13 protein-coding genes are annotated in these 14,132 nt (G+C 62.7%); 8 read left to right on the top strand and 5 right to left on the bottom strand.

Features of this window, described 5'->3' with window-relative positions; translation table 11 throughout:
• Nucleotides 1-36: 36 nt before the first annotated feature.
• On the bottom strand, nt 37-558 hold the full coding sequence (locus R2855_00720) for a dirigent protein (GenBank protein ID MEZ4529524.1): 522 nt from the start codon (nt 556-558) through the stop codon (nt 37-39).
• 208 nt (nt 559-766) lie between these two features.
• Here R2855_00720 and R2855_00715 point away from each other — a divergent pair, with 208 nt between their 5' ends.
• Nucleotides 767-2,131: a PQQ-binding-like beta-propeller repeat protein gene (locus R2855_00715; protein ID MEZ4529523.1), complete on the top strand. Its 1,365-nt coding sequence runs from the start codon at nt 767-769 to the stop codon at nt 2,129-2,131.
• A 52-nt stretch (nt 2,132-2,183) separates the two neighbouring features.
• Here R2855_00715 and R2855_00710 read toward each other — a convergent pair whose 3' ends face one another.
• Both R2855_00710 and R2855_00705 read right to left on the bottom strand, forming a co-directional pair.
• Nucleotides 2,184-2,795 (bottom strand): FMN-binding negative transcriptional regulator, encoded by a 612-nt coding sequence (locus tag R2855_00710; protein ID MEZ4529522.1) that lies wholly within the window; start codon nt 2,793-2,795, stop codon nt 2,184-2,186.
• 19 nt (nt 2,796-2,814) lie between these two features.
• On the bottom strand, nt 2,815-3,591 hold the full coding sequence (locus R2855_00705; protein MEZ4529521.1) for a class I SAM-dependent methyltransferase: 777 nt from the start codon (nt 3,589-3,591) through the stop codon (nt 2,815-2,817).
• A 104-nt stretch (nt 3,592-3,695) separates the two neighbouring features.
• Between R2855_00705 and R2855_00700 the strand changes: the two genes are divergently transcribed.
• From R2855_00700 to R2855_00680, 5 genes are all read left to right on the top strand, one after another.
• Nucleotides 3,696-5,558 (top strand): peptide ABC transporter substrate-binding protein, encoded by a 1,863-nt coding sequence (locus tag R2855_00700; GenBank protein MEZ4529520.1) that lies wholly within the window; start codon nt 3,696-3,698, stop codon nt 5,556-5,558.
• 151 nt (nt 5,559-5,709) lie between these two features.
• The gene (locus R2855_00695) at nt 5,710-6,660 is read left to right on the top strand and encodes an ABC transporter permease (protein MEZ4529519.1); all 951 of its coding nucleotides are present in this window, start codon (nt 5,710-5,712) and stop codon (nt 6,658-6,660) included.
• Nucleotides 6,657-7,562: an ABC transporter permease gene (locus tag R2855_00690; protein ID MEZ4529518.1), complete on the top strand. Its 906-nt coding sequence runs from the start codon at nt 6,657-6,659 to the stop codon at nt 7,560-7,562. Before R2855_00695 ends, R2855_00690 begins: the two co-directional genes overlap by 4 nt.
• Before the next feature lie 233 nt (nt 7,563-7,795).
• Nucleotides 7,796-8,059, top strand: coding sequence for an Rdx family protein (locus tag R2855_00685; protein ID MEZ4529517.1), 264 nt, complete (start codon nt 7,796-7,798; stop codon nt 8,057-8,059).
• An 11-nt stretch (nt 8,060-8,070) separates the two neighbouring features.
• Nucleotides 8,071-9,477 (top strand): RsmF rRNA methyltransferase first C-terminal domain-containing protein, encoded by a 1,407-nt coding sequence (locus R2855_00680; GenBank protein ID MEZ4529516.1) that lies wholly within the window; start codon nt 8,071-8,073, stop codon nt 9,475-9,477.
• Nucleotides 9,478-9,494: 17 nt separating this feature from the next.
• Here R2855_00680 and R2855_00675 read toward each other — a convergent pair whose 3' ends face one another.
• Nucleotides 9,495-11,330 carry a S9 family peptidase gene (locus R2855_00675; GenBank protein MEZ4529515.1) on the bottom strand — a complete coding sequence of 612 codons (1,836 nt, stop codon included), beginning with the start codon at nt 11,328-11,330 and terminating at the stop codon, nt 9,495-9,497.
• 49 nt (nt 11,331-11,379) lie between these two features.
• Here R2855_00675 and R2855_00670 point away from each other — a divergent pair, with 49 nt between their 5' ends.
• Both R2855_00670 and R2855_00665 read left to right on the top strand, forming a co-directional pair.
• Complete coding sequence (locus R2855_00670) at nt 11,380-12,069, top strand: FMN-binding negative transcriptional regulator (protein MEZ4529514.1); 690 nt, start codon at nt 11,380-11,382, stop codon at nt 12,067-12,069.
• Between the two features lie 141 nt (nt 12,070-12,210).
• Nucleotides 12,211-13,419, top strand: a complete 1,209-nt coding sequence (locus tag R2855_00665; protein MEZ4529513.1) for an aminotransferase class I/II-fold pyridoxal phosphate-dependent enzyme — start codon at nt 12,211-12,213, stop codon at nt 13,417-13,419.
• A gap of 183 nt (nt 13,420-13,602) precedes the next feature.
• Here the strand turns inward: R2855_00665 and R2855_00660 are convergent, their stop codons facing one another.
• Nucleotides 13,603-13,929, bottom strand: a complete 327-nt coding sequence (locus R2855_00660) for a nucleotidyltransferase domain-containing protein (protein MEZ4529512.1) — start codon at nt 13,927-13,929, stop codon at nt 13,603-13,605.
• Between the last annotated feature and the right edge of the window lie 203 nt (nt 13,930-14,132).

The raw sequence follows: 14,132 nt of genomic DNA, 5'->3' as shown, positions 1-14,132 counted from the left end.
CGAAGACGCTTCTATCGCTGAAAATGCCGGGATGCCCTATCCCGGCATTTCCTCATCCAGCATGACCGTGTAGGCAAAGACGAACAACCCGTCTTCGTTCGCGCTCAATTCCAGTTGACCGCGCGCCCCGGCAAAATCGCCCGTGCCACCCGTGATCGCCATGGTCGACGGTCCAGCGTCGAAGAACGGACCCTGGCTCACGATCTGCCCCTGCTCCAGGAAGATGGTCCAGGTGCATTCCCAGGCGCCGCCAGCAACACTGGTGCGCACGCACCACCCCTGGTCGGCTCCGACCTGCATCTCGCCCGATTCGTCCATCAAGACATTGGCGAAGACCAGAATATCGCCCGCGCTATCCCCTTCCGGAGCCTGGTCGACCACCGCGTCCGAGGCGGGAATCTCCAGGAGGGTGAACGAGACGACCCCATCCACCGGTGTGATATCCAGCGAGCCCATCATGTGCACTGGCGATGCCTCTGGCGTCGCGTCCTGGGCAGCAACGGGAGCCGCCAAACCAAGCACGAGAAGACCGAGAACCATGAGTGCGAATCTACGCATGATCACTCTCCTTGTTCGCGATTTCGGACCGGGACAAGACTGGGATTTTCTTGGATGCTACGCCGAACGAAACGCGAACACAACCCTGGCCGCCCGAGGTCCGCAAGAACCCCTGCTGCAGGTGTGGAACCGTTCGGGCCAGATCGTCGTTTCAGGGAACAGCGTAGACAGAGTCTCAGCTTCGCTTTACATGATGAGGAGTTCGGAAATGGAGCGTGCAACCCAGTGGTCTCGGATGGTCCTCGCCGCGGTGCTGCCGCTCGTCCTCATGGGAGTCATCCTGCTCCCAACGCGAACCGCGAGTGCAGTCGGTTGCGGCGACCCTCCCCAGCTGGCCGCGCAAGCCCCACAGGCGCAGGAACGCTGGCGCTACACCTATGACGGAGCAGGGAACTACCAGGTCGTCGGCTGGACCCCAACCGAAGCGACCCTCCTGGTCAATTCCCCCGGCTGCGCCATCTCCCATATCGCGGTCGTCGGCCTGAACATCCTCGACGGAACCGAGATGTGGCGGGTCACCTACGACCAGCTCCAGGGCGAAATCACCTCCGCCGCGACCACCGGCAGCGGTCTCGCCATCGTGTCGACCTCCCAGATGGTCTACGCCTTCGACGAAACCACTGGCGACCAGCGTTGGAGCGCTGTGCATGGCTACGAGGGGTGGCCAGAAATCATCACCACTGAGAACGACATCATCGTCCTCTCCGTCGACAACAGCCTGACTGGCGTGAGCGCGAGCGACGGCGCGATCGCCTGGCAACAGATGCTGCCGGTTGGCTCGGTGTCCGACTGGGAAAACATCGCGGGCGGTCCCCTCGTCGCGCTGGGACGTCCCGAAACCGAGGGCCAGGACGTCCAGGCCTTCGGGCTCGACAAAACGACCGGCATGATCCTTTGGCAGACGCCGGTTGGCCAAACCGCTACCTCCACCGGAGGAACACTCGAGCTCGCGGGCAACGGTTCCGGCACGATCGCCGCTGAGGTCCTGACCGACGCAACCGCGGCGCTCGTCACCCTCGACGGCGCCACCGGCGCCATTGCCTGGTCTGCCCCACTGGCCAATGACGGCAGCTACGGCCGCATGTACCTCACCAACGGCGCGGCTCCGGCGGTTGTGTATGCCACGGGCGGCTCGCTCGAGGTGAAATCGGCGACCGGATACGACGCCGCCACCGGCGCAGTTCGCTGGAAAAACCAGAACATCGGCGCCGATGCCCTTCTGGCCGACGCCACCCATATCGTCGGCGCAGGCCCATCCGTGAGCTACCTGAACGCGCTGGTCATGGTCGATGGCGAAACCGGCGAAATGCTCTGGGCGCAACCCGAGGCGCTCGTCGACGGTTCGTTTACCGGAACGGCGCAAGTCTTCGTCAGCGAGCTCACCTTTACCCCCGCATTTCAGGAGGGCTCGGCGCCCACGGTGACCTCGGTCGATCTCGCCACCGGCAGCATGCTCTGGCAGAACAGCTACCCCGAGTTCGAATCGCTCTTCATCTCCGGGCAAGCCGCCGGCATCGTTCTCGCCGACGGTAGCACCGCCGAGGAGGCCGTACTCGTCGCGCTCGCCTCGTAACGCGCGGAACCCGATATACCCGTGGAGTCCGCCGCGCGGTTTGTGCGGCGGACTATTCGCGCGCCAATCGCATTTCCCGCGCCAACGCTGGCTGCGCGTATGCATCCCCCGACTCCAGCTCCCGCGTGATGGTTTCCACCACCTCAGGAGCTTTGTTCTGGCTGAGCTTGAGCCGGGCGTCGAATCGCTTCACCACCAGGCGAACGCCAGCGGTGCCGGTCGCCACCTTGCGCGCGTACTCCTCGTCCTGATGCAAGCTGCGAGGGTGCGCGACTCCCGCTTCGAAGTGATCCACCAGGCGATGCAGCACGGCAAAGTTCTCGTCGAACGAGAGGATCTCCGGCGTCCCGTAGAGATGCGCGGTAACGTGATTCCAGGTCGGAATGAAATCCTGTGGCGCATACCAGGACGGCGAGATATATCCATGCGGCCCCTGCACGATGACCAGCATCTCGTGCTCGCCGAGCTCATGGAGCCGATCGTCGGGCTTGCCGAAATGGCTCAGGAGCACGATCTCCTCTGCATCTTCGTCCAGCAGGATGGGATAGTGCGATGCCACCAGGCCGTTCGCAGTCGACGAAACAAACGTGGCCCAGGGATTCTCACGGATGAGGCGCTTGACCGCTTCCGGATCCTCGAGCATGAAGTGCGCGGTGTATTTCATCGATGGAACGCTCCCGGGATTACGGGCGGACGACGAGACGAAATGATCCGTCATAGAAGGGTTGGGTGCGCAAGTACCCCCAACGCGCATCCCAGGCGCCGGAAGCCAGATCGGCGCTGAGCCGCTCCTCGAACTGGCGCAACGCGCCCGCATCGGCCAGCGTCCACGACGACATCGCACCCTGCACCCCCGGCTCCAGCAGGCGTTCCGGCCGCCCGTAGTACGCCTCGGTGAATCCGTCCGTGCAATCGAGCGGAATGGGAATCGATTCCACGATCGTTCCCGGGCCCAACAGCTCCACCAACCGTTCGATCCTGGGAAAACGCCCTCGCTCCACATCGAGCGGTTCCGGGAAATACTCCGCCAGCCAAAAATCGTGCATCCGGTCCGGGTCCGAGACCGTGACGACCACCGGCCCGCGGGACACCCGCTTCATCTCGGCGATCCCTTGCGCCAGATCGGACCACTGGTGCACGGTCGAACTCGCCATCACCGCATCGAACGAATCGTCGGGAAACGGCAATGCCTCCGCCACGGCATCGATCGCCGGGGGAAGATCGGGTGGGCGTTGCGCGCGCATCGTGGCCGAGGGCTCCACCGCGGTCACCTGCCGGTCACGCGGCTCATAGCCGCCCGGTCCGGCGCCCACATTGAGCACCGTTTCCGCATCGCCCAATGCGTTCAGAATCCGGGCGGCAATCTGCGGATCGGGTCTGCGATAGACCGCATAGTCGCGTCCAATCGCCGCGTAATTCACATCGCCGGCGCTGCCATCGGCAAATGGTCGCCCGTTCATTGATTTCTCAGCCAAAAGACGTAACCTTAGGCAATCCTGTGAAACGAACGAAGTGCTACCCTACCCGGAATCTACTTCATTCCGAGCCCAAAGAGGAGGCCCTAATGATCCGAATGACCGCTCGGCCAGGCGCGCCGATCGACCCGGCGTCGCTTTCCACCGTTGATGAAATCGTGCAGGCCCGCATCGACCGGCGCATTACCCGCCGCCAACTGATCGAACGGGCCGGGCAGCTCGGCATCGGCGCGGCCGTTCTCGGCGTCCTGCTGCGCGCCGCCAACGACACCCAGGCCGCCGCTGGCGGGCGCGGCGCTGCCACGTTGCTGCGCAACCAGGACGGCTCCACCGTCCCGGTGGAAGGACCAACCGCTCCAGAAGGCGCCCAGGTTGCAGGAGGCGCCCTGTTGCTCGGCGGCCATGGCGAACCGGACACGCTCCACCCCTACCTCACCCAGCTCCAGATCGGCTTCGACATGTTCAGCGCCCCCATGGAAGGACTCGTGGCGCTCGATGAGAACCTGGCCCCACAACCCCGCCTGGCGACCGAGTACTCGATCTCCGAGGATGGCCTCTCCTACACCTTCACCCTGCGCGAAGGCGTGAAATGGCACAACGGCGAGGATTTCGTGGCCGATGATGTCATCAACACCTGGAAGATCGTCAACAACCCGGATTTCGGCACGTACAACACCTTCAGCTGGGACCTCGTTACCGAAGTCACCGCCTCTGAGGATGGCAAACAGGTCACCATCACCACCGCCGAGCCGTACGCGCCCTTCATCTCCTCCACCGGTATCGCGCCCATCGTCCCGTCCAGCGCGGTCGCCGACCCCGTTGCCTTCGGCGCAGACTTCGGCCGCGCCCTCATCGGCACTGGTCCCTTCAAGCTCGAAGAGTGGGTGCCGCAACAGCAGATCTCATTCGTGCGCTTCGACGACTACTGGGGCGACAAAGCCATCCTCGACAAACTGATCTACGCCATCGTGCCGGACGACAATACCCAGCTCGTTCAGTTGCGTACCGGCGAAATCCAGGTAGCCAGCAGCGATTCGGCCATCAGCGCGCTTCGGCTGGAAGAGGCGCTCGGCATCGAGAACATCTCCATCCTGGAAACCCCCTCACCGGCCTGGAAGCATTTCGACCTCAAGATCATCGACCACTTGCGCGATCCCCGTGTGCGCCAGGCGCTCGACTACGCCACCCCGAAACAGCAGATCATCGAGCAACTGATGAAGAACAACGTCCTCCCCAGCGCCGCGGACACCACGCCGCAAACCTGGGCGTGGGACCCCGATCTGCAGCCGACCCCATACGATCCGGACAAGGCGAAAGCGCTGCTGGAAGAAGCTGGGCTGACAATGGAAGACGGTGTCTGGACCGGCCCGACACCGACCCCGGAAGACGGCATCGACGAGATGACCGACAAGACCGGCCCGGTCAAGCCGCTCGCGATCGAGCTCTGGGCTCCTTCGGGTAGCCAGGAAAACGAGCTCATCCTGCAGGTCGTGGCCCAGGCCTGGGGCGACATCGGCGTCAAGACCGAGCAGAAGTTCGAGGATGTTTCCACCATCTTCGGCCCAGAGGGCTACCAGTTCACCGAAGCGATGACCGCCGGCATGTATGCCTGGTACAACACCGCCGACCCAGACAACACCTGGTACTGGAGCTCGCAATACATTCCGGACACGCCAACCGGTTCCGGCGGCAACGTGCAGGCGTACTTCTTCCACTTCAACTTCCAGGAAGAGATCGACGCCATCATCGACCCCGCCGTCGCCGAGCTCGACCAGGACAAGCGCAAGGAAGCCTATTTCGCCTCCCAGAAGCTCCTCAACGAGCAGGTCCCGACTATCTTCATCTACTGGGACAAGCAGTTCTCCGCCGTGGCAAACAACGTCGGCGGCTTCCTGCCCACCACCTTCAACTCCATCTTCTGGAACGCCAACAAGTGGTACCTGACGGAGTAGCACGCAGCACGCAGCACGCAGCACGCAGCGGGATTGTGATCCGTCTGAGTTTATGAGGGAGAGGCTCATATGCGGCCCATCGTTCGGGTAGTACGCGGCGCAGATTACCCTGAAATCTGCGTGCTGCCTGCCGCATGCAGCGTGCTAGCTCATGGGTAGCTTTCTCATTCGGCGGTTGCTTGGGGCGATCCCGCTGCTCTTCGGGGTAGCGGTGATCTCCTTCATCCTGATGCAGGTGGCGCCGGGCGGTCCCGACGCCACCTACGCCCGCAGCCCGCGCATGACGGACGAGCGCCTGGCCGCCATCCGCGCGCGCCTCGGCATCGACCAACCCATCCCCGTGCAGTTCGCCAAGTGGATCCAGAACCTGCTGCGCGGCGATCTCGGTCTTTCCTACGTCCAGAACCGCCCGGTCACCGAAGCCATCTGGGATGCCTTCCCGAACACCGTACTGCTCGTCACCATTGGCCTCATGTTGGCGCTTGTGGTCGCATTGCTCTTCGGCGTCTTCGCGGCCGTCAACCCCTACGGCTGGTTCGACAACGTCACGGCCATCATCGCCTACTTCGGTTTGGCCATGCCCGTCTTCTGGTTCGGGCTCATGTTGCAACTCATCTTTTCGGTCAAGCTTGGCTGGCTTCCTTCCAGTGGGCTGCACGATCCGCAAGATCCGGGAACACTCGACACCATCGAGCATCTCATCTTGCCGGCAATCACCCTGGCGATCGGCAGCGTGGCTGTCTGGAGCCGGTATATCCGTTCCTCCACCATCGAAACCCTTCAGCACGACTATGTGCGCACAGCCCGCGCCAAAGGGCTGGCCGACCGAACGGTCCTCTCACGTCATGTGCTGCGCAATTCGCTCACGTCCTTCGTGACCGTAGCGGCTATCGACATTCCCCTCTACCTCTCCGGCGTGGTCTTCATCGAAACCGTCTTCTCCCTTCCGGGTATGGGACGGCTCTTCTACGACTCGCTCACCCGGCGGGACTACCCGGTGCTCATGGGGATCTTGATGTTCAGCGCTGTCTTGATCATCCTCGGCAACCTCATCGCCGATTTGGTCTATGCCAAGCTCGACCCGAGGATCAGCTACTCGTGAGCGCCGGTGTCGTCACGCTCGATGAGGTCCTGGGCAACGATCCAGGTTTCGTACAGGCCCGCACGCCCGCGCAGCTTGCCTGGCGCCGCTTCCGCAGATCCCCGCTGGCCATGCTCGGCGTGGGTATGCTGACCGTCATCGTGGTGCTTACCGCCCTGGCCCCCTGGATCGCCCCGCACGGGCAAAACGAGATCGACCTCTTCAACATCAAGGCGCCCCCCAGCCGTGAGCACTTGCTCGGCACCGACGCTCTCGGCCGGGATGTTCTCTCCCGCCTGCTCTACGGCGGCCGCATGTCCCTCGCCATCGGGGTGGCCGCTGCAGTCATCTGCGTGGTGGTGGGCATGCTCTTCGGCGCGGTCTCGGGCTACTACGGCGGCTGGGTGGATGGCGCCATCATGCGCTTCGTCGATTTGATGCTGGCGTTCCCCAGCATCTTCCTCCTGCTGATCATCGCCGCCATGTTCGAAGGCATCTCCGTCTGGGGCGTCATCCTCTTCATGGGCCTGTTTAGCTGGATGTGGCTCACCCGCATCGTCCGGGGCGAGTTCCTCTCCCTGAAGCAACGCGAGTTCGTGGAGGCCGCGCGTTCCATCGGCACCCCTAATAGTCAGATCATCCGGCGGCATCTGCTGCCAAACGTGATCGGCGCCATCGTGGTCACCTTCACACTCGACGTCGCCCTCTTCATGCTCTATGAAGCCGGATTGTCCTTCCTTGGCTTTGGCGTTCCCCCCGGCATCCCCACCTGGGGCAACATGCTCAGCGAAAGCCGCACCGACTACCTTTCCGACCCCCTGCTCGCCATCCTCCCCGGCATTGCCCTCACCCTCTGCGTCCTCGCCTTCAACTTCGTCGGCGACGGCCTCCGCGACGCCTTCGACCCGAAAGGCAGTCGATAGCCGTCATCATCGCCAACACGCGCACCTACCTCGTAGTGGCGGGACCCGTGCCCGCCAACCTCCCGGCAACGCCCGCACCCACCTTCGTAGTGGCGGGACCCGTGCCCGCCTCCGTCAGGACGGCCCTCGCCGTCTGCGGCCGATTGCCAATTGACAACCCACGGCTCACTGCCTTTCGATGGCACAATTGCAGGCATGGTGCTTTCGCTTGGTAGCCGGAAGGAGCGCACGTGATGCCTATTGCCGACAAGTCCCCGGCGGTGCGGATCGAGTTCTGCTTCGAATGCGGGTTCACCCGCCGCGCCAACAAACTCGCCGGCGATGTGATGGAAGAGTTCGGCGATTTTCTGCCGGGCGGAGTCACCATCATTCCCGGTGACCGTGAGGTCTACGACGTCTGGTTGGACGACAAGCTCCTCTTCTCGCGCAAGAAGGTCGACCGCTTCCCGAACGAGCGCGAAATCGAAGATCAGCTCATCGAGATCCTCGAAGGGTAGGAACGCCCCAGATGGCATCCCCTCCGCTGCCGGCCGCCTATGTCGAGCGGATGACGACGCTCCTCGGCGACGAGGCTGCGGATTTCTTCGCCTCCTACGACCGTCCGGCGCGCCCGGGACTGCGCGTCAATCCATACAAGATCACCCCCGAGGAGTTCCGCCAGCGCTCCCCCTGGCCGCTGGAGCCAGTCCCCTGGTGCCCGACCGGTTTCTATCTCCCCGAAGACGCCCCTGCCGGCAAGCACCCCTGGCACGCAGCCGGCGTCTATTACCTGCAGGAACCCTCGGCCATGGCGCCGGTGGAGCAGATGGACTTCTCGACAGTGGAGTGGGTTGTCGATGCGTGCGCCGCGCCAGGCGGCAAAGCAACCCAAATCCACGACCACCTCCGGGAGACAGGGATTCTCGTGGCCAACGAGTTGGTCGGCAGCCGCGTCAAAGCGCTCGGGGAGAACCTGGAACGCTGGGGAACCGAAAAGGCCCTCATCACGAATCTGGAAATCGGCCGGATTGCGACCCTGCAGGGAAGCAACTTCGGGGAAGTGCTGGTCGATGCGCCCTGTTCGGGCGAAGGGCTCTTCCGTCGTTCCCCCGAAGCCCGGACAGAATGGTCAGTCGCGCACGTGGAAGGATCGGCCCGGCGCCAGCGTGCGCTGCTCGATGCAGCCGCGCGGTTGGTAGCAGTGGACGGCTATTTGGTCTACAGCACGTGCACGTTTGCCCCGGAAGAGAACGAACAGGTCATAGCGGCGTTTCTCGATGACCACCCCGCATGGACGCTGGAGCGATTGCAGCTCCCCGGCGCCACCCCGGGCCGCACCGATTGGGCAGACACCACGCACGATCTTTCCGGCATGGCGCGGTTATGGCCGCACCGGATCGAGGGCGACGGCCATACGATCGCTCGGCTGCATCACGGTAGTTCCGGCCGGAACGTCGAAGGGGAGGGGGACAGTGCTCGGTTCGATTCCCGCAGCACAGAAAAGGCAACTGCCATTCTCGACGCATTCCTCGACGAGTCTGTGCCAGAACTCGAGTATTACGGTATTCCCATAATGCAAGGCGACCGGTTGTTTCTCGTGCCGGAGTACAGTCCGCTGATCGGTGAGCTCCCGACGGTGCGTCCGGGGCTTTGGCTCGGAACGGCCGCGCCCGGGCGCTTCACGCCCTCGCATGCGCTCGCGCTCTTCCTGAATCCAGCTGACTGCACGTTGGTGGAATCGCTCGATTTCGAGGAAACCGCCCGCTATCTCTCTGGCGAAACGCTCACCAAACCCGGCAAGCCCGGTTGGGTGCTGATCGTTTTCGACGGATTCCCGCTCGGCTGGGGCAAACGCACCGGCGACGTCATCAAGAACCACTACCCCAAGGGACTTCGCCGCCCGATCTCCTCCTGGATGGCCGCCGCTCCTTCATAGCGCTGGAATCGGCCGCGCTACCCCAGCAAGTGATCCACGAAGAACTGGCCGGAGTCGCGCATGGCTTTGATATCGTTCTCGACTTTCGTGAAGCCATGCCCCTCGTCCGGGTAGATGTCGTACTTCACATCCACCCCGCGAGCGCGCAGCTTTTCCACAATGGCATCGCTTTCCGCTTGCACCACCCGCGGGTCGTTCGCGCCCTGGATGACGTACAGCGGAGTGACGATCTGATCCACATAGGTGATCGGCGAGCGTCGCAGCATGTCCGCTTCCTGCGTTTCGGGATCGCCAAACAGACTCTTGGCGACGTCGCGCCAGGTGGGAGGAATGGTCCGCACCAGCGAGACCAGATTGGACGGCCCGACGATATCCACCGCTGCCGCCCAATACTCCGGCAACCGGCTCACACAGGTGAGCACCGCAAACCCGCCATACGAGCCGCCAAAGACGCCGATCTTGTCCGATTTCACCCACGGCAGCGACCGAAGATACCGCGCGCAGGCTTCGAAGTCGTTGACATCGTTGCCGCCCAGATCGCCATGGATCAGCTTCTGGTAGCTCGTGCCGTACCCGGTCGAACCGCGAATGTTCGGGGCCAGGACGGCAATTCCCCGGCTGAGCAGGAACTGGTAGAAACCGCGATAGGCATAGCCGGGCCGCTCTTGCGCTTCCGGTCCGCCATGGATGGAAAGCACCGCGGGGAATGGCCCCTCGCCATGCGGCTTGAAGAGCAGCGCGGGAATCGTCAGACCGTCGAATGCCTCGATCTCGACTTGCTCCGGTTCGACCAGCAGTGACTCGTCGATGGCCACCTTGCGGCTGTCCGTGAGAAGCTGGGTCGCGCCGCTTTCCAGTTCGACCAGGTAGAGCTCGTTCGGCTTGGTGGGTGTGACCATCTTGATGACGGCATGCGTGTTGTCCGGGGAGAGATGGATTCCACCCCCGAATGGGGGCAACGTGCCGCCCGGCAGTTCCGTCAGCTCGTGTTGCGCGCCCGTTTCGCGGTTCAGCACCTGGATGCGCGAATAGCCGTTCTCGTTCACCGACCAGACCAGCCATGTGCCGTCCTTGGAAACCGCTACGGTCTCCACGCTCCAATCGGGTTGCGCGACCGGTGTGATCCTCCGTGTCTCCAGCTCGTAGAACCCCAGCCAGTCGTGCTCGCTTCCTCGATCGGTAATGAGCCAGAATCCGGATCCGTCTGGCGACCACGCGGCCGGCCGCTCGTTGGCGAGCACGTCCGTATCCACCAGGTCTTCGGCCTCGCCAGTTTGGACATTCAGCAGCTTTGGAACGATCTCCAGGTTGGACCGGGCATCGGCGATCAGCAGGTGCTTGCCATCGGGTGACCAGCCTCCAGCAAAGTTGATCCGTCCATCTTTCACCGCGCGGTCGAGCTCGCCGGTTGGGGCCTCCCGGATGATGATGTCTTGCGCGTAGGGATCGCGGTCGTTGCCGGCATAGGCGATGTAGTTGCCGTCGGGCGACCAGGCGCCGTCGCCAAGGAAATACTGCACCTCCGGCTCATCGGTCAGCGCTTCGGCCGCACCGCCCTCGGCCGGCATCAGGAAGAGCTGGTGCTTTTCGTTGCCCTGGAAGTCGGCAGTGTAGAGAATCCGCTTCCCGTCCGGCGACCAGGCGAGATCGCGCACGGCGTTGTCGGTATAGAAGGTGAGCTGGGTTTGCTCGCCGCCGGCGATCGGCTGCAGCCAGATGTTGTACTGCCCGGAGCGATTGTTGATGACCGCCAGTTGGGAACCGTCGGGCGAGAACGACGCCGCGCCGCCGTACGTCACAACGGCGGCGAACTCGTCCATGGTGGGGAGCGTTGTCACGGGTTTGGTGGACATGCCAATCCTTTCATAGGGGCAGGTGTGCTGTTCGGTCTACGATTGTAGGATGGTCGAAGCCAAATCTGATTTACGGACACTGGACTTCATTCACATGGTCTACCTGCCGCCACATTTCATTGAATCCGATTCCAGCGCAATCTATGGGCTGATCGAGGCGAATCCCCTTGGCATGTTGATCACCATGGGCAGTCAAGGAATCACGGCCAATCCCATTCCATGCGTGCTCGACCGCGACTGGGGCGAGCAGGGGCGCTTGCTGCTGCACGTAGCGCGGAACAATCCGGTCTGGCGCGATGTCGATCCCGGCTTGGAGGCGCTGGTCGTCTTTCAGTCGGTCGACCGCTACATCACCCCCAACTGGTATCCCAGCAAGCAAACGACGCATGAAGTCGTGCCCACCTGGAACTACGCCATGGCGCAGGTGCGCGGCGAATTGATCGTGCACGACGACGAGAGATGGGTTCGCGGTCAGGCTGGCAAGCTGACCAAAATGATGGAAGCATCCGAACCGGTTCCCTGGAAGATGGCCGACGCCCCGCGGAAGTACACCGAAGACATGCTGGCGAACATCGTCGGTATCGAGATTCCCATTCGCTCCCTGATCGGCAAAACCAAGGCCAGCCAGAACCGACTCCCCGAAGACGCTGCCGGCGCAGTCGCAGGGCTCCGCGCCCGCGGTTCCGATGCCGATCTCGCCATGGCGGCCCTCATCGAACGATCGCGCCCAACACATTAGCGCCGCAGCCAACATGATCACTGGACACTCGACCCAACAGAGCACCGCGCCCCTTCCCCACGACCCGTTTTCTCCGGACTCCGGCCTCAGAACTCCGGACTCGAGCCCCTGGACACTGGACTCTCGACACTGGACTCACCCATGACCCTCCGACCCGACAAACACGACCCGCAATCGCTGGCATTCGCTACCCAAGCAGTGCATATCGGCAATGAAATCGATGCCGGCAGCGGGGCAATTCGCACACCGCTCGTAATGGCGAACTCGTATGCGTTGCCGGAAGACCCCACCGGAATCGACTGGTCGGACACCAATAGCCTCTTCTACACCCGCAACACCGGGCTGAACCAGCTCCGGCTGGAAGAAAAGCTGGCTGCGCTGGAACGGGGCGAAGCGGCGGCCGTCTTCGCCACCGGTGTCGCTGCCCTGCACGGAGTCTTCTTCACGCTGCTCGAGAGCGGCGATCACGTCGTCCTCAGCGATGTCACCTACGAAGCCATCTGGCGGTTATTCGATGAGCTGCTACCGGACAAATACGGGATTTCCGCAACCTTTGTCGACATCACCAACCCGGACGAAGTGCGCGCCGCCATGCGCCCGGAAACGAAGCTGATCCACACCGAGGTGATCGCCAACCCCACCACCGAAGTAGCCGATATCGCGGCACTGGCCGAAATCGCGCATGAAAGCGGAGCGCTGCTCACGGTCGATTCCACGTTTTCGCCTCCGCCGATGTTCCGTCCGCTGGAACATGGCGCCGATTTGGTGGCGCACTCGCTGACCAAGTACATCAATGGACATGGCGACGCCATGGGTGGCGCGGTGATCGGGTCGAACGCGCTGATCTCGAAGATCAAGGCCGATGCGCTGGTCGATGTTGGCGGCGCGATTTCGCCGTTCAACGCCTGGATGATCACCCGCGGTTCGGTGACATTGCCCCTGCGGCTTCGGCAGCATGTGGAAAGCGCCCAGCGGGTCGCCGAATTCCTGGCGAAGGACCCCTTCGTCGCCTATGTCTACTACCCGGGGCTGGCATCCCACCCGCAACACGAATCAGCCAGGCGGCAGTTCGGGGACTATGGCTTCGGCGGCATGCTGGCCTTCGCGGTCGAAGGCGACGCGGACACGCAAAACCGCTTCGTGAGCAACTTGAAGGTAATCACCTCCGCCGTCTCCCTTGGCCACGACGAATCACTCATCGTCCATGTCGGCCCAGAAGGCCGCGGCGGCTGGGAACGCTATCCAGAACCGTTCCGCCGCTACGGCCACCTGCGGTTCTCGGTCGGTCTCGAAGACCCATCCGACCTGATCGCCGACCTATCAGCAGCCCTGGACGCGACGTTCGGATAGGGAAGTCGCCATCGCGCTGGTAAGGGCAGCCTCCTGTGGGTGCCCCATTCTTGCGCTACACGAATCTCGTGGAAGCGGCAGATGTTCTCAGCAATCGCGTAGGGGTAAATTGCACTGAGCGCGGACTTGGGATTCCGCGTGACAAGGGCAATCACAGAGGATTGCCCCTACCGGAGATCGGCGTCAAGCAGCCGCGATGCGATTTTCCGATTCATAGAGGACAGTCCGATCTGCTTCTATTTCAGCTATGAAATATGGATTCTTTAAGGTGCGCGCAAACCCTATATCTACGAGACGTCCAAGCAAATCCTCCAAGGCGTGCGTCAACCCGAAGTACCGATCGGAGATGCCGGCGCCATGATCGATGAATTCGACGATGAAGTCGATATCGCTCTTCTCAGGGTCGAAGTCGTCGCGAGCAGCCGAGCCGAAGAGTTCGAGACGAGCAACCCCAAACTCTTCGCAAATTGCCTGGATGGCGTGCAAATTGTCGGTAATGATCTGATGCATCGCATTGCTCTCCGCGCGTGCGCCGTATGATCCAGGGCGCGTCTCTGTTTACGCACATCGCCCCGTTCTCGGCCATCCTGCTTCGACTGGGTGCAGGAGGGAAGCTGCGAAATGCGTGGAACGTCGGCTTCCCGACACTGGACACTGGACACCGGACCCGGATAGCATCACTCCGGCTGAAACAGATACGTGACAAGGTGATG

It is taken from the genome of Thermomicrobiales bacterium, assembly GCA_041390825.1.
Lineage (GTDB): Bacteria > Chloroflexota > Chloroflexia > Thermomicrobiales > UBA6265 > JAMLHN01.
Note: the sequence above shows the minus strand (reverse complement) of the source record. Positions and strands in the feature narration are given on the sequence as shown.

Coding starts and splice junctions, on each gene's coding strand:
- R2855_00720 (MEZ4529524.1), bottom strand. CDS start 558: ATGCGTAGATTCGCACTCATGGTTCTCGGTCTTCTCGTGCTTGGTTTG.
- R2855_00715 (MEZ4529523.1), top strand. CDS start 767: ATGGAGCGTGCAACCCAGTGGTCTCGGATGGTCCTCGCCGCGGTGCTG.
- R2855_00710 (MEZ4529522.1), bottom strand. CDS start 2,795: ATGAAATACACCGCGCACTTCATGCTCGAGGATCCGGAAGCGGTCAAG.
- R2855_00705 (MEZ4529521.1), bottom strand. CDS start 3,591: ATGAACGGGCGACCATTTGCCGATGGCAGCGCCGGCGATGTGAATTAC.
- R2855_00700 (MEZ4529520.1), top strand. CDS start 3,696: ATGATCCGAATGACCGCTCGGCCAGGCGCGCCGATCGACCCGGCGTCG.
- R2855_00695 (MEZ4529519.1), top strand. CDS start 5,710: ATGGGTAGCTTTCTCATTCGGCGGTTGCTTGGGGCGATCCCGCTGCTC.
- R2855_00685 (MEZ4529517.1), top strand. CDS start 7,796: ATGCCTATTGCCGACAAGTCCCCGGCGGTGCGGATCGAGTTCTGCTTC.
- R2855_00680 (MEZ4529516.1), top strand. CDS start 8,071: ATGGCATCCCCTCCGCTGCCGGCCGCCTATGTCGAGCGGATGACGACG.
- R2855_00675 (MEZ4529515.1), bottom strand. CDS start 11,330: ATGTCCACCAAACCCGTGACAACGCTCCCCACCATGGACGAGTTCGCC.
- R2855_00670 (MEZ4529514.1), top strand. CDS start 11,380: ATGGTCGAAGCCAAATCTGATTTACGGACACTGGACTTCATTCACATG.
- R2855_00665 (MEZ4529513.1), top strand. CDS start 12,211: ATGACCCTCCGACCCGACAAACACGACCCGCAATCGCTGGCATTCGCT.
- R2855_00660 (MEZ4529512.1), bottom strand. CDS start 13,929: ATGCATCAGATCATTACCGACAATTTGCACGCCATCCAGGCAATTTGC.